Genomic DNA, 25,531 nt, shown 5'->3' with positions numbered 1-25,531 from the left:
TATCGTCTTTTCCCTTTTTTTCTTTAGTCCTATTAGGTAACCGCCAGCAGAAAAAAAAGGTTGTTTTCAATACTTTCTTCTACTAAAAGCGGAGCAAATGAGTGAAGAAAATAAAAAATTTGAATCTAAAATACCGGTTTTTTGTTGATTTTTATTTTCCGGAACGTTGTCCTTTCCTCTTACAAGATTCCTAAATTTGCTGACTTTCATCTTTTAGAAGTTTGTACTTCTTCTGTTTTTCTTGCCACCGCTTAATGGCATATTCCTGCATATCTTCTATTTGATCTTTTTCATCAACTATTTCAAACCCTAAAAGAGCTTCTATAATGTCTTCTAGCGTTGCAATTCCATCCATTCCTCCATACTCATCTGTTATTAAGGAAATATGTTGTTTTTTCTGAATCATTACTTCCCAAGCGTCAAATAATGTCATGTTTTCAGGAAAGTGAATAATCTCTCTTTTGATATCCTTTAATTTTAAGTTAAATTGATCTTCGGCTAATTTTTCGAAAACCACTTCTCTGAACACATATCCCGTAATATTATCCCTGTTTTCCTGAAAAATTGGTATTCTAGAAAAATGTAGAAACTCTTTGTTTTTTAAGAATTCTTCTAAGGTCATTTCTTCATTAGCTGTTACAACTACAATCCTTGGTGTCATTACAGCTTTAATCTTTAAACTCTTTAATTTTATTAAATTTTGAATGATTTTGTTTTCCTTATCAGCAAAGATTCCTTCTTGTGCACCTATACTAGCTAATGCCGAAATTTCCTCTCTACTTGTGGTGAATTCCTCTTTTTTTCTTGCCAGCAAATGCGTCAAAAAAGACGAAATCCACACCAATGGATAAGTTATAAAAACCGAAAAATATATAAGTTTGGAAACTATACCTACTAATTCTTTACTGTAATTTGCGCCTAAGGTCTTAGGTATAATTTCTGTAAACACCAAAATTAAAATAGTTAATACCGCAGATACAATTCCAAAATATGCCTCACCAAAAACAACGGTAGCTTGTGCGCCAACACCAGCAGCTCCTACTGTATGTGCTACTGTGTTTAACGATAAAATTGCTGAAAGAGGTTTATCGATGTCTTCTTTTAAATTAAGCATAGTTTCTGCACTTTTATCTCCATCTTCTACTTTGGACTTAAGATAAGAAACAGGAATAGAAAGCAACACCGCTTCCATTATGGAACACAGAAAAGAGATCACTAATGCGATAAAAAGATAAATTAAAAGTAGGGTCATAGTACCTTATGTTTTTGCAACGTCTGGTTGATTTAAAAGATTTGCATGTATCATACATTTGCAAATCATTGATTACTAATTATTTATATCTCTTGGCAAGGTTCCATTTTTTAAATATTTTTGTCTGTACCATTACGGCGGGGTAAGTCTTTCATAAACGATCTAAGCCTTTTGTCGTGAAGTATTTCAAGATTATCGGATCCGACTACAATACTTTGCTAAATGTACAAAATTTAAACTTCCACCAATCCTGTTGTTGCTCTTACTCCGGGACTTTGTGCACAAAACAATGGAGAGCATCGTGACCATGGAAAAGTATCCCGGCATCAAATCTAGATACGAAATGTTAAAATCAACGCAATATTAAACTAGAGCCTTGATATTTTATAATTCATAGCTTTTTCGTGAAATTCCTGATTTTCTCCAAATTCTAGTATCCTTACTACATCACCTTTGCATACGTTGCAAATTCCTTTAATCCTAATATCATTTAATGCATCCAAAATTAGTTCTTTAGTATCAACGCCTTGTTTAGCTGTACTGCCACAAGTTCCACAGAATACATTTTGTTTAAGTACAGCATCAAAATACTCCTTTTGTACTTCGTTTAATAAAACGTTTAATTGGTCCTTACTAATCTTAACCTCCATTGCGTTTTTCATTTTATACTTTGTCCAAACGTTAATAAATTGTTGTCCGGGTCAAGCAAAGCAAACTCTCTTTGTCCCCAAGGTTTTGTTTCTAAATGACCGTTTGGGTGAATTAAAACATTGTTGTCTACAAGGGATTGGTAAAGTGCATCGATGTAGTTGGTTCTGATATAAACTTGCCCGTAATTTTCTTTCGGGTCAAGGTCTTTGAAGTCAAAAAAATGAATTTGAATGCTGTCCTTATGAAGCATTAAATAACCGTCAAAGTCATTGTCTCCAAAAATTTGAAACCCTAATTTGTTTAGGTAATACTCTTTCGTTACCGCCTTGTCTCGCATCGGTAACTTTGGATGTATCGCTGTGAGCATATTTTTAATTTATTAAGTTGTTGTACATGTAATACCGGTTTGCTAAACATTAGTTGTTGTGTGATTGATTTCTCCTGCCGTCAACATTTTAATCTTACTTAAGGTTCCTACGCTTATATTCTTCCTTGATGGCTTCTTTTCCCAATCTTAAAATCATTTCGGCATAATTACTTACTGCCTTTATGTGGATTTCGATTTTTTTTGAAGTATTTTGTTGGGATAAATCGATCTATTCTCTTTAAGAATCTTGCGGTGCTACGTCATGCAAATCACTTCCTTCCAATTTTTTTTCTACATTCAATTTTAAATTTCCATAGGGCTCGTAGTTTTTTAATTCTAAGATGGTAGCAGGTAAACTATATCCCTTTTTAATTAATGCTTCAACCACATCATTCATCACTCGTGAACGAACACTCATGTGAACAGAGCGTTTCGTTGATTTAAAGGTGTCTACCCAAAATTTCACCTCAATATTGATAGCATTAGTAGCCAGCTCAGTAATGGTAATGACAGGAGTTCTATCGCCTTTCAATATACCCTCAACATTATTTACCGTTTCAAATATAAGATTAATTGCCTCTGTAGGATTGTTTTCATAAGCGATCCCTACTGTAAATTCATACCGTAAGAATCCGTCGAGGGTGTAATTATATAAAGGATTTTTAAGAATGATAGCATTTGGCAAAAACACATCTTTACCATCGGGCGTTTTTACCAGTGTTTCCCGTATGCTAATGTCTTTAACATGACCTGTTATACCATTTACTTCTATTAAATCATCTAACCTAAAGGGACTTTTAAAGGCCAGAATAATTCCTGCCAAAAAGTTCTCGCCAATATCTTTTAATGCAAAACCTATTACAAAGGTTAAAAGTCCAGCACCTGCCAGCAATTTATTAGTAAAGGCACTAAGCCCAAGTAAATATAGGGTAGTGAAAACTATAATTGACTTAAGAATAAATCCGACGATTTGTGAGATAAAGCTTGCCGTGATATGGTTAGGCGATTTCCTTACTAATCGCACTTTTATCCTTCGCTTTATAAAATTGGAAATTACAAATCCACCGACTACAAAAAGCAGGATAAAAACAATATTGATGTAATTTGCTTTGAAGTAGTGAATTATATCATTGTAATATTGTATGGCAGTTTCCATCTGTTAATTTATAGTGTTCCATTCAAAGTTTTACACAAAATTTAGCGTCATATCGCTTCGATGATGCTTTAAATTTTTGTTTATTCATTTTTTATTGCAATGTTTATTATTCCATCAGAATTCTAACCCTTTAAAACACGTCTCCTTTGGTTTTTTATATCATTTCCACAGTCGCTAAAACGTTTTGCAACCATACGCAAGTAGCAATTTTTAGCACTCTCATGACCCAATTAGCGCCAAGTCACAGCTCGTATATGTTATAAAACACGAATGGAAAACCCACCTAACCCCAAACTACGGGTATTTGCACGTATAGTGCCTAGACTCGGAGAAAAACGATTCACTTACCGTGGCGCTTCAGTACACGAAGATTGCTCTGAACAAGTAACAATGGCTACCCGCGCTCTAAGGAGAAATTAGAATGTTCTTCGATTAGGTTTTCTAGCGTGTTTTTATAGGCGGCCATAGTAGTACCATCGAGCTTTGTCAATTTTTGAAACTCGGTCAGAACCGGATCCATATAGGTGCGCACACTCTCAATATCAAAATAGAGCCTGCCTGTGCGGCGTACAAAGAAATCCATGGGGTTTTGTACCATCTCGTACTGTACGCCAAAATGAAGTTCAGCCTTTAGTAAGCATGTAGGATTGTCTTTTTCTTTAAGTGTGGCATACGTTTCCAAAATGGTTTCGGTCTGTGTGCCATAATTGGTAACCAAATACCATGCATCGTACTTGGCAAAACCCTCAGGTTCTAATCGTTCAAAAACCTCATCGATATATTTTTGAACGTGTTTTGATTTTTTAAAGTTCTCGTTCCCGCACAGGAAAATGGAAGCGGTACGGCATTCTTTTAACTTTCTATCGCTTTCTTCCTCTATTTTTTTGGCAATGCGATCCACGGCGCGCTCGGCCATTTTGCGGTATCCCGTAAGTTTGCCCCCTGCCATGCTGATAAGGCCGGTGTCTGAAACAAAAATTTCATCTTTCCTCGATAATTCCGAAGCTGATTTTCCTTCCTCGTGAATTAAAGGTCGCAAACCGGCCCATGAGGAAACAATATCTTCTAACCTCAAATCTACACTAGGAAACATATTGTTTACGGCAGAAATAAGATACATAGCATCGGCAAGATCTACCTTTACATGATCCTTGTCTTCGGTGTAATTGGTATCGGTAGTACCTACATACGTTACTTTTCCGCGCGGAATGGCAAACATCATGCGCCCATCGGGTACATCAAAATAGACCGACTGCCTCACGGGTAATTTTTCTTTTGGAAATACCAAATGTACCCCTTTGGTTAGGTGCAATCGTTTCCCCTTTTTAGAATTGTTGATACTCCTAAGTTCATCTACCCAAGGACCTGCTGCATTAATGACATAAGCCGTTTTTACCGTGATTTCTTTTTGGGAGGTTTCGTCCTTTACTTTTACTCCACTTATTTTTCCATCGTTATATTCAAAATCTAATACGGTGGCGTAGTTTAGTGCAGTAGCACCATATTTGAGGCTTGTTTTTATATTTTCCAAGGTCAGCCGGGCATCATCCGTGCGGTACTCTGCGTAATAGCCTGCGCCTTTAAGGATTTTTTTAGGTAACAATGGTTCTAGTTTTAGAGCTGGTTTCTTTTCTAACATCTTCCGTTGATCTTCTCCGGTAACCTGCGCCAAAATATCATACACTTTTAAACCAATAGAGGTAAGCCATTTACCGTACGAACCATTTTCAATAAGCGGTAATAACATCTTTTCCGGTAACACCAAATGTGGAGCTAATTTGTGTACAATAGCCCTTTCGGAACCCACTTCCTTCACTAGCCAAAAATCGAACTGTTTTAAATACCGGAGTCCACCATGAATTAGCTTGGTAGATTTGCTGCTAGTGCCAGAGGCAAAATCATTCTTCTCTAACAACGCCACTTTTAGCCCCCTTGAAGCGGCATCTAAGGCAATACCGCCACCGGTAATACCGCCGCCAATTACGACTAAGTCAAAACTCTCTTCAGCTAGTTTATTAAATGTTTCTGCCCTGTTGAGATTAGAAAATGGGATATTCTTTTCCATATGGAGTGCTTTTTTAGCGCTGACTGTTGTGATGGGTTAAGAAATACCTTCTCAATTCTGCAACGCCCACAATTTTTTACGTCATAAAAGTAAGGGTTTATTTCACTAAAGACAACCCCCTTGTTTTAATCTATTGTTATTTCTATAGCAACTTCATTGCCATAAGCATCAACCGCAGTTATCCTATGATTTCCTGGATCGGGAAGCACGCCCAATTCGTGAAAGTGAAGTGTTTCGCCAATAAACCGGTCATCTAAATACCAAAATACTTTGGTGTCCGATCTGCGATGAGCTACTTTTAGAATGAGTTCGTTGTAGGTGCCTTCAAAATTTTTGGATAGGCTAATTCTACTTTTATCTTTAGGATAAATAAATGCCATTCCCGATTCCTCGGCTCCTAGGCAGTCTGCCCGCAGTGGTGGTACATTTTGATATTCCGGATGGGCTTTTTTATAATAGAATTCCTGTAGCGGTGGTAATACAAACCATGAGGTTGTAACCATTTGCGAAAGGGCTTCGCAGGAGGCATGTACGCGAAACAATCGATTCGCATCCAAATGCACCCATTGATGGTATGAACACACTGCTATGCCATTTCTTTTGTTAGGAATATCGATAGTTTTACCGGGGCAAGCTTCAGAAGCCAAAAAGCCGCTTTGCGTACAGACGGTAATGGGTGCAAACTCATCTAAAGGTTTTGTAAACCACGCCGACGGTGGCAAGACATCAAACACATCAAACAAAATAGGCGCTGCACTAGATACGCCTGTAAGATCGGGACGCCCTTCTCCGTCGGCATTACCTACCCAAACGCCCACCACAAAATCTTTAGTAAGTCCTATAGTCCAAGCGTCCTTATTGCCAAAACTTGTTCCTGTTTTCCAGGCGATTTCTTTAGAAGAATCATAAAACGCCCAAGATTCGTTGCCGTCGGGGCGATTTACTTCTTTCATAGCGTCAAAAGTAAGGTATATACTCCCTGCGTCGAAAAAGGATTTTTGGGGAGATTGCTGTCCAAAATGAACCGAGGTGTTTTTACTTAATTGAGGTGCTACCACCTCGTTTGAATAATACGTACCTGAGGTACTTGTATAATGGTTTAAAGTAGACGCCAAGGCCGCATACGTCTTACACAAATCCCAAAGGTTCGTTTCTGCGCCACCTAATATTAGGGTAAGCCCGTAATGATCGGCAGCTTTGTTGATGCCACGAAGATTAAAAAAATCCAATTGATCCCTAAATTTCTTTACGCCGTAGGATTGCAACAAACGCACAGCAGGAATATTCAGTGATCGCGCTAAGGCGACTTTGGCTTTTACTGCTCCGGAATAGGTTTCATTAAAATTTTCGGGGGTATAGCCCCCTATTTGCGTAGGAACATCAGGTACTAACATATCGGGTAGCAGTTCGCCGGCGTCTAACATGGCCGTGTAGAGTAGGGGTTTTAGTACACTTCCTGTACTGCGATTGGCCTGAACCATGTCTACATCCTTTTCGTGCTCCTTGTCCGTTGGGGTGTTCCCCACATAAGATAGCACGGCTCTTGTATGCACATCCATTACCAACACGGCTGCATTATGCACTTGATTTTGTTTTAAATTTTTGTAGTGCTTTTCTACCAAACCGTTTACTTGCCCTTGCAATTGGGCGTTTATATTTGTTCGCAACCGCTGACCCTGCCATTTTTTTGATCCATACGTTAACAGATGTGGTGCGTTTTGAGGCACTGAAAAAGGTTTTTGGGGTAGTGCTTCTAAAAGAGCCAATTCGTAGGTTGTTTGGTCTATGAGGTGATGCTGATGGATCTTTTTTAAAAGCCGATTCCGTTTTGCTTCTAATTTGGATTGATTCTTTCCCGGATAGATTAGGCTAGGCGCATTAGGCAAGACTGCCAACGTTGCTGCTTCTGCCCATGATAACTGGTGTGGTTGCAAGCCAAAATAACGCCAAGCAGCCATTTCTAAGCCCACAACGTTACCTCCAAAGGGAGCATGACTCGCATATAACTTTAAAATCTCATCCTTAGTATACCGCCATTCTAAGCGTGTTGCCAGCAGAAGCTCTACGGCCTTTTCAAGATAAGAGCGTTTTTTTTCTTGTCGCCATAGGCGCACAACTTGCTGCGTAAGGGTACTTCCGCCCCGTACCGTTTTCCTTTTACGCAAATTCGATGCTAGGGCTTTGGCCATAGCAACGGGATTGAATCCAGGATGTTGGTAAAAATATTCATCCTCGAAGAGCAAAATACATTGTTGAAATTTATACGGCACACTGTCTATTTCCGGAAAACGCCATTGTCCATCAGACGCAATTTTAGCCCCTAATAATGTGCCTTCAGCACTTTCTATAACGGTAGCAGTTGGTGCCTTAAAAAGGGTTTGAGGTAGGCAGAAATAATAAAAAATAGCGCTAATAGTTACAAAAAGAATTTTTTTAGGATGGGATCTAAAGAAGATACCAGTTTTGTTCCGAAATGATCTTATGTATTTAACTTTCAAAATCATATTCTCTTTCTACCAAACATATACGAACCCGATAGTATGTATACCAATCTGTACGTCCTTTGGTTTGCGCTATCCTATGGCTTGCATTGGCTTTCCAGTGGGCTATTGCTTCTAGCGATTCCCAATAGCTTACTGTAATTCCTATAGCCTCCCGGGCACTTTCCATACCCAAAAATCCTTTTTGCTGATGCGCCAGGGTTTCCATTTGGCGGGCCATTTCTCCATAACCACAATCCCCGTCTGTTCGTATTGAGGTAAAAATTACTGCGTAATACGGTTTTGTGAGTTGCATATGATGTTCATTTACACACTATTTACTTTCCATACCCAAGACCATTTTTTATAAAGTTGCTATGGCCTATAGAGGTATCCTAAGATATGTTTTTTTAGGTAGATGCCTTCTTGGTAAGGATAAAATTATACCTATGCCTATATTCAATTTCGTTTGGCACTCCATAGCATTTATTCCGAAATTAAATTAAAAACTCCGGCTGTCAAAAATACGGTTTCCGGATCAAAATCGGACGCATTTAGGATTTGTGTGTATCCATCTTTGGTAATACCTATCTGCAATGCCCTTCTTCTAAAGGTATTGTCGGCTTCTTTTACCAAAACAATAGGCTCATTTTCTATACTAACGATAGCTTCTTCCGGCAACGCCAAATAGGTTGCTGTACTTGTAATAATCTCTGCCTCTACATACATGCCGGGGGTAAGCAGTTCAGCGTCTTCCGGATGTAAAATATCGCCATGAATGGCTACGCTTCTATCGGTGGCATGTATGGTTCTATTTACCAAATGCACTTCACCCAAAATCTCCTTTTCTTCATTATTTTGTAGTTTGGCTCGTATGGTCTGTCCTTCTTCAATAAAAGGCAGGTCCTTTTCATATACCTTTAATTCAAAGTGCATATTATCTAAATTGGTAATAGTCACTGCTTCATCGGAAGGATTTAAATACATGCCCTGCGTGATTGGAACCGAGGTTACAAAACCTGATAATGGCGCAACTACCGATATTACAGCACTAAGGCGCTCTGCGGTAATCGCATCCGGATTAATATTCATAAGCACAAGTTGCTTTCGTAAAGATTGGTATTGGGCTTGTGTAACCGTATAGTCCGATTCGGCCTTCAAGAAATTCTTTTGGGAGGTTACCTCATCCGCCAGTAATGCCTTTTGCCGTTCATAATCCGATTTAAGATAAGCCAAACGACCGCGTGCTTCTAAAAAATTCTGTTGCACTTGTATATATTCCGGATTTTCTAGGGTAAAAAGCACTTGCCCTTTCTTTACTGATTCACCGGGCAGGAGGGTTAATTTTTTTACATATCCTGCGAAATAAGCACTTACAGTGGTTCTATTCTCGGGCGGTACGTCAAAAACGCCATTCACTTTAATCACATTGGTAAATTCGCGTAAGGTCATTTTTCCAACCGCCATTTGTCCTGAAGCAAATTGGGCATCACTAAGGGTTACCACATCTTGGGTATCTGACACTTCGGATGAAGGCTTTTCTGTGGTTCCGCAAGAAACGAAGCTACCCAATAGCACTATTCCTGCAAAAAACACAGGTATTTTAAAGCGATTTATAATCTTGTTTTGCATGGTAATATCATTAGTTCGTTAAATAGTTAAGTTCTAAAACCGTTCTATTGTACTGAAAAAGATTTTGTAAATAGTTAATTTCAATAGTTTTAGCGCTTTCCAATAATTGTACATATTGTAGAAAATCCAATTCGCCGTTCACAAAGGCTTTGGAGGCATTAGTGGTTAATTGGTCGGCTAAGGTTTTTCCGGTTGTCTCGTAATAGGTGAGTGCCTCTTCAAAAGTTTTAAGATCGGACAGTAGTCCTTGATGACTTGCTTCTAATTGGATCTTATAATTTTCGAGTTGATTTTCGGCAATAAGAGTTTCTGTTTTTGCGGCATTGATCTTCGCTTTATGTGCCCCAAACCAAAGGGGAACAGCCACCCCAACCTGAAAGCCAGCATATTGCCTTACATCTGCACCACTATTAGTACCTTGGAAGGCTGCTATTTGCAAATCGGGCAATAGTTTTTGGCGTTCCAGCCTTAGTGCACTTTCCGATAAGTCTTGTGCCGCCTCTAAATATTGTGCTCCGGGGTGTTCGGTAGCATTCCAATCCAGAAGGACTAGCTTGGGCATTTTACGACCGGAAATCGCATACAAGGAATCTGACTGCAGCCATTGTTGTAATAAAGCAAGAGCTTTTTTCTCATTTTCCCTACTTTGTGCCAATTGTACGGCTATTTCTTTATGCTTGGCTTGGGCAGTGAGCTTTTCTAAAAGGTTGGTTTCACCTACACGATATCTTTTTTCAGAGGCATTGGCAAATTGCCCGTAAAGGCTGTCTAAATAGGCATATTGCGCAACAAGATTATTTTGATATACGGCATTGTAATACGCCAAATTTACTTCTTTGGTGAGCAATCTTTCGGACAATCGATATTGCTGCGAAGCCAAATTTACCTTTTGTTTTTCCAACCGGCGTTGCGCGCCGTAAACGGTGGGAAATTGTAAGGACTGACTAATCCCGAACACACGTAAGGCTAGTCCGTTTGGTGCAATATTATTTTCATCATAATTATAATAAATTTGGGTTTTATCTAAGTTAAAGGCACTGCCTACCAATTGCTTTGATTGATCTACCATTTGTGCAGCAGCGCGTAATCCTTTGTTATGCTCCAATGCAATTTCCAAAGCCTCCTGCGCGGAAATCTCACGAGATTGCGCACTGCCCATAACCGGCAAAACCAAAAGGACCAAAAGGGGAAGTGCTTTTAAATTAACTTTTAATTTCCGCTTGGGTATATGGTCTTTCCGATCAAACATACTGTAAAGGATAGGGAGTACTACCAACGTTAAAATGGTTGCGGTAATTAATCCACCTACCACCACAGTAGCTAGTGGGCGTTGTACTTCTGCCCCTGCCGAAGTAGAAATTGCCATAGGTAAAAATCCCAAAGCAGCAGCAGCAGCGGTAAGCAACACCGGGCGCAGTCTGTTTCTTGTTCCCATAAGAATTCGTTTATTTATGTTGGTAATACCATGCGCTTTTAATTCTTTAAATTCTTCAATTAAAACAATACCATTTAAAACGGCGATGCCAAAAAGGGCAATAAATCCTACGCCAGCCGATATGCTAAAAGGAAGTCCTCTAACATAAAGCAACAGCACGCCACCAATAGCCGCAAGCGGAATGGCACTGTATATGAGTAAGGCTTCTTTTACGGAATTAAAAGCAAAATAGAGCAATACAAAAATTAATACCAAGGCAATTGGAACGGCAATGGTAAGGCGTTTAGAAGCCGCACGAAGATTTTCAAACTGTCCGCCGTAACTAACCGTGTAACCGGCAGGAAATTTAATGTCGCGCTCTATAATACGCTGCACATCATTTACCACAGATTCTAAATCTCTATTGCGTACATTAACACCCACCACTATTCTCCGTTTGGTGTCGTCTCTAGAAATTTTTGCAGGCCCCGTTGTATAGTTTATTTGGGCAAATTCGCTTAAAGGAAGTGTATTACCATTGGGCAACATAACCGCGGTTCTTTCAAGATTACCAATATCTTTCCGGTGTGCTTCATCGTATCGAACAACCAAATTAAATTGCTTTTCACCTTCAAACACAGTCCCCGCCGACATTCCGGCAAAACCCATGGTAACCACTTTGTTCAGGTCTTCGATGTTCATTCCGTATTTGGCAATTTTTTGACGATCGTAGGTAACCGACATTTGGGGTAATCCTTCCGTTTTTTCTACAATAATATCTGCAGCACCTTCCACATCCTTTATGGCTTTTTCAATTTCCACGGCTTTGCGATGTAAAATTTCTAAATCTTCGCCAAATATCTTTATGGCTAAATCTGCCCTTACTCCAGTTATCAATTCATTAAACCGCATTTCAATGGGTTGGGTAAATTCAAAATCTACACCGGCAATTTCGTCGGTCAATGCCTTCTTAAATTTATCGGCTAATTCATCTTTGCTTTCGGCAGAAACCCATTCATTTTTTGGTTTTAATTTAATGATCACATCGCTTTCTTCCATAGACATAGGATCGGTAGGTACTTCGGCAGCACCAATACGCGTTACCACTTGGGCTACTTCCGGAAAGGTCAAAAGAATCCGCTCCATCTGTGTTGTTGCCGCTACGGTTTTAGATAAGGAAGTGCCTGTTTTAAGCACGGGCTGTATAACAAAATCGCCTTCATCTAGTGTAGGTACAAACTCGCCCCCCATTCGGCTAAACAACAACCCGGAAAAAATCAATACTAAAATGGCCAATCCCAAAACCAACTTCTTTCTGCGCATGGCCCAGGTAATAATGGGCACATACTTGTTTTGAAGAAACCCAATTAATTGCGAAGAAATGGTCTTTCTATCGGTATTAGCAGGTTTGATAAAAAGCGATGCCATTACCGGAATATAGGTGAAACAAAAAATCATGGCTCCGAGTAACGCAAAACAAAATACCATGGCCATAGGCCGAAACATTTTCCCCTCTACGCCCACCAAAGATAGAATAGGAATAAATACAATGATGATGATTAACTGCCCAAAAACGGCGGAGTTCATCATTTTTGTGGTGCCTTGATACGTAATGCGGTCTATGAGACCTTGCCTTTCGTGTACAGGAAGCGCCAATAGTGTAGTGCGTTGACTGGTAATTTTAAAGGCAATAAATTCTACAATAATAACGGCGCCGTCTATAATTATTCCAAAGTCGATAGCCCCTAAACTCATTAAGTTAGCATCTACGTCGAACACGTACATGAGCGATAGCGCAAAGAGCATACATAAGGGAATAACAGATGCCACCACCAAACCGGAACGCCAGTTACCCAACAAGAGTACCACTACAAAAATAACAATTAAACAACCTAGAATTAAGTTCTCGGCAATGGTAAAAGTGGTTTTCGAAATAAGTTCACTTCGCTCCAGAATAGGATTGATGCTTATCCCTGTCGGTAAGGTGCTCTGAATTTCAGCCACGCGCTGCTTCACGGCTTCTATGACGGAGTTAGAGTTGGCTCCTTTCAACATCATAACTTGCCCCAGTACTTTTTCTCCTTCCCCGTTCCCTGTAATGGCACCAAAGCGATTTGCCCTGCCAAACCCCACCTTTGCTATATCGCGAATAAGCAATGGAATGCCATCCCGGTTGGCAACCACAATATTTTCAATATCGGATAAAGAGCTTACTAAGCCTTCTCCCCGAATAAAAAAGCTTTCATTTCCTTTTTCTATATAACTACCACCGGCGATACTATTGTTTTTTTCCAAAGCCGTAAAAACATCCAAAATAGAAACGTTTACAGCACGTAACCTTTCGGGATTAACAGCCACTTCGTACGTCTTTAAATGACCTCCCCAGGTATTGACTTCTACCACGCCGGGTATTCCGGATAGCTGTCGTTTTACAATCCAGTCTTGTATCGTTCGGATATCGGATAGGGAATAGGTGTCTTTGTGCTTGGCATCAACGTCTATTACATATTGGTAAATTTCGCCCAAACCAGTAGAAACAGGCCCCATAAAAGGCGTTCCGAAACCTACGGGAATACGTTCCTCGGCGCTTTTTATTTTTTCGGCAATGAGCTGTCGGGGTAGATAGGTTCCTATTTTATCCTCGAAGACCACGGTAACTACCGAAAGTCCAAACTTAGATATGGAGCGAATTTCTTCAACACCAGGTAAATTAGCCATTTCTAACTCCACAGGATACGTTAAAAACTTTTCAACATCTTCAGTAGCTAAATTTCTAGAAGTGGTAATAACTTGTACTTGATTATTGGTAACATCCGGCACCGCACCAATGGGAATATGCGAAAGAGAATACACCCCAAAACCAATCACAATGGCGGTAAACAATAAGATAATTAGTTTATGATGAATACTGTATTGTATGATGCGTTCTAACATAGTTGGTTTTTAATATTCTATTTTTTAAAAGTACAGGTTGCACCTAAGTATTTGCTGTTATTTGCCTTAAGATTCCCTTAAAAATGAGATTGTAAACCGCATTCCTTGGCCAAGTTCACTTTCTACAGATAGATGGGCTTGTATAGCCTCGGCAGCTTTTTTAGCAATAGAAAGCCCAAGTCCATTGCCGGTAATATGCTTATGGTCTAAAGCTTCCGATCTAAAAAAATGATTAAAAACCAAACCTACATCTTCCTGTTTAATTCCAATTCCGTTGTCTTTAACTTCGCAAATAAGATGCGTGTTTGTGTGGTGTATTTTAATGGTAATTTTGCCCCTAATTTTAGAGTATTTTATGGCATTATGTATACTATTATCTAGAATTAAATTGGAATAGTATAGCGGCACAGCTGCTTCTACCGGAGCATCCGAAGTACAATCAATTTTTAAAATTTTAGCCGTAATTTCGGTTTTATGCCGCAAAAGAATGTCATCCACAATAGCCATCAATGGTAGGGTAACGCTAGTATTATTTTTATTGCTATTGCTATCTAAGCGAGCCAGTAGTAATAATTGTTCTATAGTGGTCGTCATCCGATCTATTTCGGAAAGGCTGTACGCAATTTTGGCTTCATATTCTGCCTGTTCTCGGGGTTTTCTAATAAGCACTTCCAAAGTTCCTCTTAATGAGGCCAAAGGTGTTCGCAGTTCGTGTGATGCGTCTGAGGTAAATTGGCGTTCTCGTTCAATGGCATTTTCAATACGTTGCAAAAGTTCATTTATACTGGACGAGAGTTCAAAAAGCTCATCTTTGTGCATTGGTAGCGCTACGCGTTCATTCAGGTTGTTTTTGGTAATTCTGTTCGTGGTCTCCGTGATATGGGTAATTGGCGCAATATTTCTTCCGGCTAAATACCTAGAAATAAAATAGAGTATCGCCAATACCAACAAATAGGAGATAAACAACACATTCCGCAGGTTTAATAATACCATTTTGGAAGATTCTAAAGACATGGCCGCAATGATAAATCCGCGAAGGCTACTATTTACCTCTATAGGTACCTGCACTTGACGTATGCTTGTTTGGTTCAGGGTTTCGTTATAATGCCCCCCATAGGATGCCCCTTCCCTAAAATAAAGCTCTTGTTCTTTTAGGTTAGGCGATTTATCCATAAACCTTCCTTCTTTATCTAATATTTGGATAAACACCGGGTTTACCTGTACCTCCCGATGCTCCCTTTCTTCCCATTCTTTTTTGTTGATGATTTTAATACTATCGCCCACTATCTTAATTTCGGAAGTGTGTTTGTTGGCTTCATACGCCAGATCGCTATCTATATTTTGATATACGGTTTCCTGTACTACAAAATAAACAGCGCCAAAGGCAAAGGCAATCATGATAGCCGTAGCCAGCATATATAATAGAGCAATTCTGTTTTTGAAATTTAGACTCATCCTTCTTTAGCAATATAACCTATACCCCTTACTGTTTGTATGTAATTTTCTGTTTCCGAAAGGTGCAGTTTTTTGCGCAGCGCATTAATGTAAACATCGATAACTCCGGTATCATAATCAAAATGAATATCCCAAACGTGTTCTATTATTCTGGATCTTCGGCATACCATTCCTTTATTGCGCATTAAATATTCTAGTAAGGCAAATTCCTTTTGTGTTAGCGAAATCTCCTTGCCCTCTTTTAACACCTGATGCTTTGCAGTGTTTAAGCTAATAGTGCCTAAGGTGAAAATATGATGTTCGCCGGATTTTGGACGTAGCTGTACTCTAATGCGTTCTAAAAGTTCTTCAAAATGAAAGGGCTTTTTAATGTAATCATTCGCCCCGGATTGCAATCCAAAAATGGTCTCATCTACCGTATCTTTCGCAGTTAAAAATAGAACTGGGGTTTCTTTAAATTCTTTTCTAAACTGCCTGCAAATCTCAATGCCGCTCATTCCCGGAACCATCCAATCTAGCAGTAACAAATCGTATGCGCCGGAAAGTGCCAACTGAAGTCCTTTTTGGCCTTCTACGGCCACATCTACCATATAGGATTCTTCTTCAAGCCCTTGTTTAAGAAACTGATAAATACCTGGCTCATCTTCTACGATTAAAATTCTCATGGTACAAAAGTTACGCTTTAAATTTATAATAGCCTTAGGTCTTTCTTAAGATATGCTTAAAATTGAAGCTTAAAAACGGGAACTTAATTTGTCTTGTTCAAAATATAATACCATGGCGTGGGTCGCAACTCATGAGCTCTTTATCTATACGAAACAATTTTGTCTCATAAAGGCACCTTTATTAAAGTAGGTTACAACGAACCCTTCTTTTGAATCCAACCCAAAAATAGGAGAATCGGGTGAAAGTATGAGGTACTTTATCGACAAACAAATTATATCTATGTATATTGGGCTATGCCAAAACATAAGATGAATGGGGTTTGACACACGACACGCCTTTTGACCTAAACACATATTGCTTTTGAAGACATCGAAGGGAGTTCTACCAAAACCAACAGCCGCCAGTTATATAGCACTTGCTTTTCTCTTATGTTACAATTTCGTTTACGCGCAGCAACTGCACGATAGCATTATTGCCGCCACCTTACCCTATCAAATAGAAATACGCCATGACAACGATCTGCTTATGGGCACCGATTACTATTATACTGCAGGGTTATTTTTCACGTTTCGAAAGGCCTTTCCGAATGGCCTTTTTAGCAATGGTAACGAACAACTTTCATTTACCCTTACACAAGAAATGCATACCCCATTTGAAATAGAAACAAGTGATTTTAATAAAATGGATCGGCCTTATGCTGGTTTTTTAGGGGTACAAGGCGCTTGGTCCTATGCCAAAGCGAACCATGCATTAGAACTGGGTGTACTCCTTGGTGTAACGGGAAGCATCTCGGGTGCCGGAAGCCTTCAAAAATGGTATCATAGGACAATTATATCCTCGGATGAGCCCACTTGGGTAGGTCAGATTGCGAACAGTTTCCATACCAATATGTATGCTGCCTATGTCTATGAATGGCAATGGGCACCCAATCCTTTCAGCATTTATTTTGGATTTCATCCGCAAATTGCATTAGGTACTAAGGATATCTATGCACAGCCCGAGCTACTCTTGCATTTTGGAAAACGCAATCCCATTTCCTCCAGCATGGCCTTTAAGCGTGTTGGAACTAGTGAGCTTTTTGTAAGTATAAAAGCCGGATATCGTTTTGTGGGCTATAACGCCCTATTAGAAGGTCATCTTTTTGGCGATAGCTCGGAATTTACAGTGGCCCCGGAAAAGGTTGTCTTTCATGGTGGTATTGATTTTCAATGGCAAAAAAGGAACACAGGTTATTTTGTGGGCTACCGTTATAACGCTGCCGAAGCATCGCAAACCATAAGACATCAGTTTATGGTGTTTTCCATTTCACGTCGTTTTTAAGCAACCTTGAATATCTTATACTCCGTTTTAATTGTAGCACTGAACCGTGGCGAAAGGATCTTAGCTAATAGTCACAAGATTTTTGTCCCCAGAGCGCTATTCCAACCTAATGCATAGCATAATGATGTAGCCGCAGCTGTTGCGCTTGCATGGCCGATACTAAACTACGCGACGCATTTTCTGAGAGATCTGCGGGGATTATCCCTATTTTAATGGACGTCTTGGCAGGTGCTGGCGTAATGGAAGCATAACAACTACAGGGTCGGCCACGTCTACGACATTGTTTGCGGTTCACAAAAAGCTCAAAGGCCAAACCAGAGATTATTCCGCCCAATGTGGTGTAGAGCACGTCGCTGGAACTAAATTTGCCACCTCTAGACTCATCATAACTCTCTTTTACGATTCCTGCAGCAAGGCTGCCACCAACCGCAGCAGACCAGGTCCAATACCGGTCACCGTTAAATAGCTTGTTTGCAGCCAACCCTCCAAGACCGCCAATTACCACACCGGCACCCAAATGTTTTAACTTATCATCTGCCACTTGCGCTATGGCAAAACCAAAACTAAAGAGCCAAAGAACTACCAAAAAATATTTATTCATGTGTTCTATCTATTTTATAAAATGGGTCATGTTTCGCCTGCGCTCAGCGCAGGAATGGAACTCGCCACTGATCATTCTCCTGTGTGTTCTACATTTTAGCATGGCTCGTTTCATATAATTATATTGTCTTTAAACGGTAAGACCCGCCAGGATAGGCAGCTGTAATCCGCCGTTACGTATCTAGATAAATATACCGTGCTTTTAGGGTTATTTTCACAAGATGATCCATGGTGTTTTTAACGAACAATTGCTGCTTTCCGTATAAAACAAACGATTTTTAACTATACAAATAACGCTATAGGACTAAATTAACACAATTAAAAGAGATTTTTAGATCATTACAATTGCAAGCCGATGGATGGGGGGTATTATTCCATTGGAATGTACTTCCCGAAGTGAAGAAAAAATAAAGGCTCTAGTCGGGGTGTGCCAACTAGTTTTGCGCGTAGTTTCGCAAAAGCCTTTGTCATTTGGGCTTCAACGGTTTTTACAGAAAGATCAAGACGCTCGGCAATCTCCATATTACTCAGCCCTTCTTCCTTGCTTAAAAAGAAAATCTTTCGGCATTTTGGAGGCAATCTTTCAATTTCTTGCCGCACCAGTAAAATACGCTTTTCCAGTCGATCTTCATCAATTTCTACAATTTGATCTAGCGCTTCAATGTATTTCTTTTCTAGAGCCGTAACAGATTGTCGTTTTCTGTTTTGATCTATGAATTCATTATAAACCGATTTATACAAATAACTTTTAATTGAAAAGGAGGCCTTTAAATTCTTCCGCATCTCCCAAATTCGTATAAAAACATTTTGCACAATATCCTCTGCTCTATCCTTGTCATTGGTTAACCCCATGGCGTACACACACAACCTATGGTTATAGGTATCTACCAAAAACGCATAGGCATCCTCCTTTCCATTAATAAGCTCCGAAATAAGTTTACTACTATCAGAATAATCGAGGTTCATTATTATGAAATTAGAAATTAACGACCCTCTAATATAGAAATAAATCAAAAAAAATTAAGTCTTTTTTAAGAAAAATGTAGGGGTATCACAAATTGGCTTCGTAATAGTGTAAAATAAACATTTTTTAATGTCAGAAGTAGACATAAAAACGATTATCGTAAAGTTCATGTACAACTCCGCTGACGCCAGCGAATTGGAATTGCTTCAACTTTGGTTATCGAAATGGGAAAACGAACAGAAATTAAACGAATTTGTAGAAGTAAACTACGCTATTAGCCATACAATGACGGAATTTAATACGGACAAGATTAAACAAAATTTAGTAAAAAAAATAAAACAAGATAAACGTATTCTGAATCGCTTAAAAAAGATGAAGCACTTAAAATATGCGGCTGTGGTGATTACCTTCTTAGGAATCGGTTATTTTTTTCAAGACCGGATTTTTATACCGGAAGGAGAAGAAGAGCTGATCCCCAAGCAAGACGAAATAACCCTGTATTTGGAAGATGGTGGTGTGCAATTTATATCAAAAGATGACACCCGAACCATTCGTAATAGCAAAGGCGAAAACGTGGGTACCCAAAATGGAAATCTGCTACATTATGACACGATGCATGGCTCAAAAGAAGTGGTTTACCATAAACTGAATGTTCCTTATGGCAAACAATTTGAAATTACATTGGGAGATGGTACTAAGGTACATCTAAATGCAGGCTCTTCCCTAAAATATCCTGTACACTTTTTAGAAAAGGGAAGTAGAAATGTATTTCTCACGGGGGAAGCTTTTTTTGACGTTGTACAAGATGCCCATCGACCTTTTATAGTACATACCGATGAGGTTAATATTAGGGTTTTGGGAACCCGATTTAATGTGTCTTCTTATCCGGAAGATAATCAGATGAATACTGTATTGGTAGAAGGTGCTGTAGGCCTGTTTATGAAAGGAGAACAATTTACCCAACAAAAATCAACAGTATTAGAGCCTGGTTTTAAAGCCAGTTGGAACAAAAGTAGCAACAAAATGGCATTAGAAGAAGTAGACACCGAGGAGCATGTTGCTTGGATAAGCGGAAAGATGGTTTTTAATCACATGGTTTTTAGTGATATATTGAAAAAATTAGAACGACATTATAATGTAAAAATCATCAATACCAATAAAGCGGTAGATGAAGAAGTATTTACGGCCAGTTTTGATACGGAAACCATTGAACAAGTATTACATGCCTTTAGCCGAAATTTTGCTATAAAATTTCATGTACAAAACAACCAAGTAATCATCAATTAACCATAAAAAGAAGTAGCCTATGACTTAAAAGAACAACGCTATTATTTAAAAAAACAAAAAAACGGGAAATGCTGGCACATTCCCCGCTAATTATCGAAGTGATCAAATCATTGTTTAACCACTAACTCAATTACAAAAGTATGAAAAATCAACAGAAGATAAGGAGCACCGCTTCTTATCCTAAAACGCACTATGTAAAAATGATCCTCTCTTTTTGCGTATTTCTTTTTTCAGCGTTCCAATTGCAATCTAAAGAGAATGCGTTGGACACAAAAATTACATTACATCTAGAGAGTGTTAGGGTCGAAAAGGCCTTAAAAGAAATTGAATCTTTAACAGACTACAAGATTCTCTATAACGATAAGGAGGTCAATTATAAGAGACGGATTTCCATAAAGGTTGAAGATACGCCGCTTTCAGAAGTTTTAAAGTCTATTTTTCAAGGCACCGCAATTACATTTGAAGTAGTTGACAGCCATATCATCTTTAAAACGGATACATTAAAATTAAAGGAAATTAGGCCAATCACTCCCTTAGCCACAGCGCTATTTCAGCGCTCTGTAACCGGTACCGTATCGGATCAAAGTGGGCAACCTCTACCCGGTGTTTCCATATACATAGAAGGAACCACCACCGGAACCACCAGCGATTTTGATGGTAATTATACCATTGAAGTGCCTTCCGATCAAACAATTTTAGTTTATTCATTTATAGGCATGACACGAGTACAACGAACCGTAGGAAACAATACTGTTCTTAATGTGGTTATGGTGGAAGACGCCCAAGGATTAGATGAAGTTGTTGTAACGGCTCTTGGTATTAAGCAAGATGCGAGAAAATTAGGGTATTCTGTAGCTAAAGTAGATGCAGAGGAAATGAATGTTAACCGTTCTACCAATTTCATGAACACCTTGCAGGGCAAAGTAGCCGGTGTAAACGTACAAGGTTTGGGCACGGGTCCAGGCGGATCATCTAAAGTAAGAATCCGAGGGCAATCGTCCATTTCCGGCACCAATAATCCGCTCATTGTAGTAAATGGGGTTCCCATAGACAATACTACTTTTGGCACAAGCCCTGGAAGTACAAGCAGCGAAGTCGGATTCAATTCCGGTGGAGTTACCTCAGATGGTGGCGATGGGTTTTCTAGTATAAATCCCGATGATATCGAGAGCATGACTATCTTAAAAGGAGCCACTGGTGCTGCGCTTTATGGTTCAAGAGCCAAAGATGGTGTTATCATGATTACCACAAAAACAAGAGGTCGTGGTGCAGGCATTGGCGTAACATATAACCTTAGCATTGCCAGTCAAGACGTACTGGATTTTACGGATTATCAATACGAATACGGACAAGGAGAAAATGGCGTAAGACCAACAACGGCCAACCCAACATCCGGACAATGGTCTTTTGGCGAACGTTTTCAACCGGGACTGACACAGGTATTGTTTGATGGTATTGAAGTACCGTATGTGCCACAACGTAATATCATTGACCAATTTTACCGCACCGGTTTTGATATTACCAATTCCGTTTCTTTAGAAGGTGGCGGTGAAAAAGGGGGCTTCAATTTATCATTATCCAATTTAGATAGTGAAGGTATCACTCCTAATAACGATTTTCAGCGCCGCACGGTAAACTTGGGTACCACTTATGATTTATCAGATCAACTCACCGTAAGTGCCAATGTAAATTACTCTAACGAAAAAAATACAAACCCACCCAACGTAGGGCAACAAGACAACACCATACCGGTGGCCTTATACAATCTGGCTAATTCTATGCCTTTAGATCTCTTGGAGGCCAATAAGTTTGATGCCCAAGGGAATGAATTTGTGTATTCGCGTTTTCGAAACAGAACCAATCCTTTCTTTACGCTATCGGAGCAATTCAACAACATTGTCCGCGATCGTTTTTTTGGTAATGTTACAGTGAAATACGACATTCTTCCGTGGTTGTTTGTACAGGGTCGTCTCGGACAAGATTATTGGTCCAGAGATCAGGATTTTAACGGATTCCCCACAGGGCAAGCATCAAGACCTGCTGCTCCAGCAGGGTTTGTAAACGGGACCTATACTCAGGAATCCCGCAGGTTTAGAGAAACCAACTTGGATTTTCTTATTTCAGCCAATAAAGACTTTGGAGAAGACTTTAATGTAGGTCTTAATCTAGGTGGCAATAAAATGAATCGAAGAACCGACTTGAACAGGGTAGATGTGACCGATTTTGTGATTCGCGATTTGTATACCGTACAAAACGGAAGGGCAAAAAACCCTACTTTTAGCCGTACGGAACGCGCTGTAAACTCGTTGTATGCTGCTGCTGATATTTCCTACCAAGACACGTATTACCTAAGTGGAACTATTCGTAATGATTGGTTTTCTACCCTTTCCGATGAGAACAGGAGTATATCGTACCCCTCTGTTTCCGGAAGCTACATTTTTTCAAATGCCATTGAAAACCTTCCTAGTTGGCTTTCCTTCGGAAAGTTGAGACTGGCCTATGCAGAAGTAGGTAGTGATACCGATGTACCCCCTTTTTCAGATGCGCTGTTCTACAATGTTAACGCTAACTTTTTTAGCGGTGCAGATGGTTCTTCTCAACCTGTTGCCGGGGCCAATACTACGGTCTTGCCTAATCGAAATTTACGCCCCATGCGTATCAAGGAAACTGAAGCAGGCTTTGATATAAGAATGTTTGATAACCGTGTTGGACTAGATGTTTCCGTGTACCGAAAATCTACTTTTGATCAAATTATTCCAGCTCAGGTTTCTAACAGTTCCGGTTTTATAAGTACATTAATAAATAGTGGTGAAAGCCGAAGTGATGGTATTGAGGCCATGCTAACGTTAGCTCCCATTCGCTCAAAAGATCTAAAATGGGATATTAATTTTAATGCTTCTTATAACAAAACAAAGGTAATAAGCCTACAAACTGAAGAAGCCGGCGAGAGTATTTTGGTGGGCAACCATGTGTTTAACGGTTTCTTATTTCAAGTTGTAGGAGAAGAAATTGGACAGTTAGCAGGTTTCGGTTATAAATTTGATGATCAAGGCCGTCAAGTTTTTGGTGATGACGGACGTGCATTACGCTCTGATGACATTAAATTCTTTGGAAGTGCATTGCCCAACTGGATTGGAGGTATCACCAACACCATTAACTACAAAGATTTTACGCTTTCCTTTTTAATTGATTTTAAACTAGGCAATAAAATGATTTCCGGAACCAATTTCAATGCGGTTCGTCATGGTCTTCATAAAATGACCCTTCCCGGAAGAGAAACCGGTGTCATAGGAGAAGGTGTTAACCAACAAGGACAGCCCAATACGGTAGCTACTCCGTCCCAACCTTTTTGGGAGGTAGTGCGCACATCACAAATTGTAGAACCTATTGTATATAACGGTGGTTTCTGGAAACTAAGGCAAATTAATATAGGGTATAATTTCAACAAATTTATTCCTGAAAATTCGCCCATCAAAGGGGTTAATCTCAGTTTAGTGGCCAATAATGTGTGGCTCATAAAAAAATGGGTAGACAACATCGATCCGGATTCCTTCGGCTTCAGTTCAGATAATGTTTCAGGCTTGGAATCTACAGGAGTTCCTACAACCCGAAGCATCGGTTTTAATCTAAACGTTAAACTTTAAGATATACATAATCATGAAAAATACATATAACACTTTCATTGTTTTTGCCCTCATGTTTGCGTTTACAGGATGCGACAATAATTTTGACGAAATCAATACAAATAAGGTAGACCCTACCAGTGAGAGTATCAACCCGATTTTTTTATTGAACAATGCCATTATCGGACTCTCTTTTGAGAGTTTTGGCAACGTCGTGTATGATGCCGGAATTGTACAGCAGATCATTACGCCCAATTCCGGGGTGGTCACTGGGGCTAACTTTAATCAGGATAACCGGACGGCTACCGAAGTCCACTGGAACGATTACTATCAAAATGTAATTAAACACACAGGGGATATTTTAGACCAAATCGCTGACAGTCCCGAACGAGGCAATTTATTACAAATGACCCGAATTATTGAAGCCTATGCCTTTATGGTACTTACCGATGAATATGGGGATATCCCTTATTTTGAAGCGGGAAAAGGCTTCTCTGACCAAATTACATTTCCCAAATATGATGCGCAACAAGAAATATATGCCGACATTATAAAGGAATTGCGAGAGGCTACTGCTGCATTTAGCGAAAGTGCAAATCCAGAATCCGGAGAAGTATTGTATTCCGGCGATCTCAATAAATGGCGACGACTTGGCAACTCGTTATTATTAAGAGCCGGTATGCGTTTGGTAAATGTAGATAATGCCTTAGCGCGGCAAACTGTTGAAGCAGCCTTTGCCGGAGGCGTTTTACAATCGAATGACGATAATTTTGTTGTACGCCACGATAATAATTTTAGCAATCCGCATAACGGTTTTTTTAACGGATCAGAAGCTAATAATTTTTACTTAACCGCAAATTTTATCGATTTTTTAGCGAGTACCAATGACCCCAGATTGTCTGCTATGGCAATCCGCTTCATTGGAGCTTCTTCAGGTTCCGAACAAACTTTAGACAGAACGTCCAAAGATGCTGCGGATCAAATAGGTATGCCCATGGGACATGACAATGCAAGCATAGCCGCTGTGGCAAGTGGTTTAGGACTGGCTAGTTTTTTCGACTTTTCGCAACTAGATCGCTTTACCCTAGGAGCCCAAACTGCGCCGGCATTTTTACTTACGTATGCCCAAACGCAACTATTACTAGCCGAGGCCGCCACCCGTGGTTGGGTAGCCGGTACCGCCGAAGAGTACTACGAAGCAGGTATTAGAGCGCATATGGAGCAATTGGCCGATTATGGAGCTGCTGCTACAATTGCAAGTGTTGACATAGACACTTATGTGGCAAATAATCCCTTGATAGCAGCCACCGCATTAGAACAAATCAATTCTCAATATTGGGTAGCCTCTTTATTAAATGGCCCAGAAGCTTTTGCCAACTTTCGTAGGTCTGGGTTTCCCGCATTATCCCCAAATCCGTTCCCCGGTCAGGACATAACAGGTGATTTTATCAATAGGTTAACCTATCCTACTTCCGAAATTGCAGTGAATAAAGCGAACTTAGATGCTGCGGTTGCCAGAATGGGACCAGACAATTTAGACACCAAAGTTTGGTGGCACAACTAAATAAAAAATTTCTTGAAACTGACTATCCCCGAGGCAAGCCATAGGGGTATTCGCCAGTTTCATTTTGGCCTTTGAGCCAAAAACCGAAATTTTGTATTTTA

At 39.7% G+C, this 25,531-nt stretch carries 17 protein-coding genes; 4 read left to right on the top strand and 13 right to left on the bottom strand.

Annotated features, from left to right (window positions below; all coding sequences use genetic code 11):
- Positions 1-190: 190 nt before the first annotated feature.
- The 11 genes from U1E44_RS06565 to U1E44_RS06515 form a co-directional block, all read right to left on the bottom strand.
- Entirely contained in the window at positions 191-1,252 is a 1,062-nt protein-coding gene (locus tag U1E44_RS06565) for a hemolysin family protein (RefSeq protein WP_322930261.1), read from the bottom strand.
- A 368-nt stretch (positions 1,253-1,620) separates the two neighbouring features.
- On the bottom strand, positions 1,621-1,902 hold the full coding sequence (locus U1E44_RS06560; protein ID WP_322930260.1) for a hypothetical protein: 282 nt from the start codon (positions 1,900-1,902) through the stop codon (positions 1,621-1,623).
- Positions 1,903-1,910: 8 nt separating this feature from the next.
- Positions 1,911-2,270: a bleomycin resistance protein gene (locus tag U1E44_RS06555; RefSeq protein WP_322930259.1), complete on the bottom strand. Its 360-nt coding sequence runs from the start codon at positions 2,268-2,270 to the stop codon at positions 1,911-1,913.
- 238 nt (positions 2,271-2,508) lie between these two features.
- Positions 2,509-3,426: a mechanosensitive ion channel family protein gene (locus U1E44_RS06550; RefSeq protein ID WP_322930258.1), complete on the bottom strand. Its 918-nt coding sequence runs from the start codon at positions 3,424-3,426 to the stop codon at positions 2,509-2,511.
- Between the two features lie 394 nt (positions 3,427-3,820).
- Positions 3,821-5,491, bottom strand: a complete 1,671-nt coding sequence (locus U1E44_RS06545; RefSeq protein ID WP_322930257.1) for a glycerol-3-phosphate dehydrogenase/oxidase — start codon at positions 5,489-5,491, stop codon at positions 3,821-3,823.
- A 125-nt stretch (positions 5,492-5,616) separates the two neighbouring features.
- Entirely contained in the window at positions 5,617-7,995 is a 2,379-nt protein-coding gene (pbpC, locus tag U1E44_RS06540) for a penicillin-binding protein 1C (RefSeq protein WP_416242048.1), read from the bottom strand.
- Positions 7,979-8,287 carry an antibiotic biosynthesis monooxygenase family protein gene (locus U1E44_RS06535; RefSeq protein ID WP_322930255.1) on the bottom strand — a complete coding sequence of 103 codons (309 nt, stop codon included), beginning with the start codon at positions 8,285-8,287 and terminating at the stop codon, positions 7,979-7,981. Before U1E44_RS06535 ends, pbpC begins: the two co-directional genes overlap by 17 nt.
- 170 nt (positions 8,288-8,457) lie before the next feature.
- The gene (locus tag U1E44_RS06530) at positions 8,458-9,603 is read right to left on the bottom strand and encodes an efflux RND transporter periplasmic adaptor subunit (protein ID WP_322930254.1); all 1,146 of its coding nucleotides are present in this window, start codon (positions 9,601-9,603) and stop codon (positions 8,458-8,460) included.
- A 10-nt stretch (positions 9,604-9,613) separates the two neighbouring features.
- A complete protein-coding gene (locus U1E44_RS06525) occupies positions 9,614-13,951 on the bottom strand; it encodes a CusA/CzcA family heavy metal efflux RND transporter (RefSeq protein ID WP_322930253.1) in 4,338 nt (1,445 codons plus the stop codon).
- 66 nt (positions 13,952-14,017) lie between these two features.
- Positions 14,018-15,406, bottom strand: coding sequence for a sensor histidine kinase (locus U1E44_RS06520; protein ID WP_322930252.1), 1,389 nt, complete (start codon positions 15,404-15,406; stop codon positions 14,018-14,020).
- On the bottom strand, positions 15,403-16,071 hold the full coding sequence (locus U1E44_RS06515; protein ID WP_322930251.1) for a response regulator transcription factor: 669 nt from the start codon (positions 16,069-16,071) through the stop codon (positions 15,403-15,405). The genes U1E44_RS06520 and U1E44_RS06515 overlap by 4 nt, the downstream gene beginning before the upstream one ends.
- A 361-nt stretch (positions 16,072-16,432) precedes the next feature.
- Here U1E44_RS06515 and U1E44_RS06510 point away from each other — a divergent pair, with 361 nt between their 5' ends.
- A complete protein-coding gene (locus U1E44_RS06510; protein ID WP_322930250.1) occupies positions 16,433-17,392 on the top strand; it encodes a lipid A deacylase LpxR family protein in 960 nt (319 codons plus the stop codon).
- A 106-nt stretch (positions 17,393-17,498) separates the two neighbouring features.
- Here the strand turns inward: U1E44_RS06510 and U1E44_RS06505 are convergent, their stop codons facing one another.
- Positions 17,499-17,993, bottom strand: a complete 495-nt coding sequence (locus U1E44_RS06505) for a hypothetical protein (protein WP_322930249.1) — start codon at positions 17,991-17,993, stop codon at positions 17,499-17,501.
- Between the two features lie 368 nt (positions 17,994-18,361).
- On the bottom strand, positions 18,362-18,958 hold the full coding sequence (locus U1E44_RS06500) for an RNA polymerase sigma factor (RefSeq protein ID WP_322930248.1): 597 nt from the start codon (positions 18,956-18,958) through the stop codon (positions 18,362-18,364).
- A 127-nt stretch (positions 18,959-19,085) separates the two neighbouring features.
- On the opposite strand from U1E44_RS06500, the gene U1E44_RS06495 reads away from it, so the two are divergent.
- From U1E44_RS06495 to U1E44_RS06485, 3 genes are all read left to right on the top strand, one after another.
- Positions 19,086-20,243 carry a FecR family protein gene (locus U1E44_RS06495; RefSeq protein ID WP_322930247.1) on the top strand — a complete coding sequence of 386 codons (1,158 nt, stop codon included), beginning with the start codon at positions 19,086-19,088 and terminating at the stop codon, positions 20,241-20,243.
- A gap of 140 nt (positions 20,244-20,383) precedes the next feature.
- Entirely contained in the window at positions 20,384-23,887 is a 3,504-nt protein-coding gene (locus U1E44_RS06490) for a SusC/RagA family TonB-linked outer membrane protein (protein WP_322930246.1), read from the top strand.
- Between the two features lie 13 nt (positions 23,888-23,900).
- Positions 23,901-25,430: a SusD/RagB family nutrient-binding outer membrane lipoprotein gene (locus U1E44_RS06485; RefSeq protein WP_322930245.1), complete on the top strand. Its 1,530-nt coding sequence runs from the start codon at positions 23,901-23,903 to the stop codon at positions 25,428-25,430.
- The last annotated feature ends 101 nt before the right edge of the window (positions 25,431-25,531 follow it).

It is taken from the genome of Aurantibrevibacter litoralis (assembly GCF_034651555.1).
Classification (GTDB): Bacteria; Bacteroidota; Bacteroidia; order Flavobacteriales; family Flavobacteriaceae; genus Aurantibrevibacter; species Aurantibrevibacter litoralis.
Note: the sequence above shows the minus strand (reverse complement) of the source record. Positions and strands in the feature narration are given on the sequence as shown.

What these genes read in the sequence shown, in the direction of transcription:
- U1E44_RS06535 (WP_322930255.1), bottom strand. Translation starts at nt 8,287, where the DNA reads ATGCAACTCACAAAACCGTATTACGCAGTAATTTTTACCTCAATACGA.
- U1E44_RS06515 (WP_322930251.1), bottom strand. Translation starts at nt 16,071, where the DNA reads ATGAGAATTTTAATCGTAGAAGATGAGCCAGGTATTTATCAGTTTCTT.
- U1E44_RS06560 (WP_322930260.1), bottom strand. Translation starts at nt 1,902, where the DNA reads ATGGAGGTTAAGATTAGTAAGGACCAATTAAACGTTTTATTAAACGAA.
- U1E44_RS06520 (WP_322930252.1), bottom strand. Translation starts at nt 15,406, where the DNA reads ATGAGTCTAAATTTCAAAAACAGAATTGCTCTATTATATATGCTGGCT.
- U1E44_RS06495 (WP_322930247.1), top strand. Translation starts at nt 19,086, where the DNA reads ATGTCAGAAGTAGACATAAAAACGATTATCGTAAAGTTCATGTACAAC.
- U1E44_RS06550 (WP_322930258.1), bottom strand. Translation starts at nt 3,426, where the DNA reads ATGGAAACTGCCATACAATATTACAATGATATAATTCACTACTTCAAA.
- U1E44_RS06505 (WP_322930249.1), bottom strand. Translation starts at nt 17,993, where the DNA reads ATGAATAAATATTTTTTGGTAGTTCTTTGGCTCTTTAGTTTTGGTTTT.
- U1E44_RS06490 (WP_322930246.1), top strand. Translation starts at nt 20,384, where the DNA reads ATGAAAAATCAACAGAAGATAAGGAGCACCGCTTCTTATCCTAAAACG.
- U1E44_RS06530 (WP_322930254.1), bottom strand. Translation starts at nt 9,603, where the DNA reads ATGCAAAACAAGATTATAAATCGCTTTAAAATACCTGTGTTTTTTGCA.
- U1E44_RS06485 (WP_322930245.1), top strand. Translation starts at nt 23,901, where the DNA reads ATGAAAAATACATATAACACTTTCATTGTTTTTGCCCTCATGTTTGCG.
- U1E44_RS06555 (WP_322930259.1), bottom strand. Translation starts at nt 2,270, where the DNA reads ATGCTCACAGCGATACATCCAAAGTTACCGATGCGAGACAAGGCGGTA.
- U1E44_RS06565 (WP_322930261.1), bottom strand. Translation starts at nt 1,252, where the DNA reads ATGACCCTACTTTTAATTTATCTTTTTATCGCATTAGTGATCTCTTTT.
- U1E44_RS06545 (WP_322930257.1), bottom strand. Translation starts at nt 5,491, where the DNA reads ATGGAAAAGAATATCCCATTTTCTAATCTCAACAGGGCAGAAACATTT.
- U1E44_RS06500 (WP_322930248.1), bottom strand. Translation starts at nt 18,958, where the DNA reads ATGAACCTCGATTATTCTGATAGTAGTAAACTTATTTCGGAGCTTATT.
- U1E44_RS06525 (WP_322930253.1), bottom strand. Translation starts at nt 13,951, where the DNA reads ATGTTAGAACGCATCATACAATACAGTATTCATCATAAACTAATTATC.
- pbpC (WP_416242048.1), bottom strand. Translation starts at nt 7,995, where the DNA reads ATGATTTTGAAAGTTAAATACATAAGATCATTTCGGAACAAAACTGGT.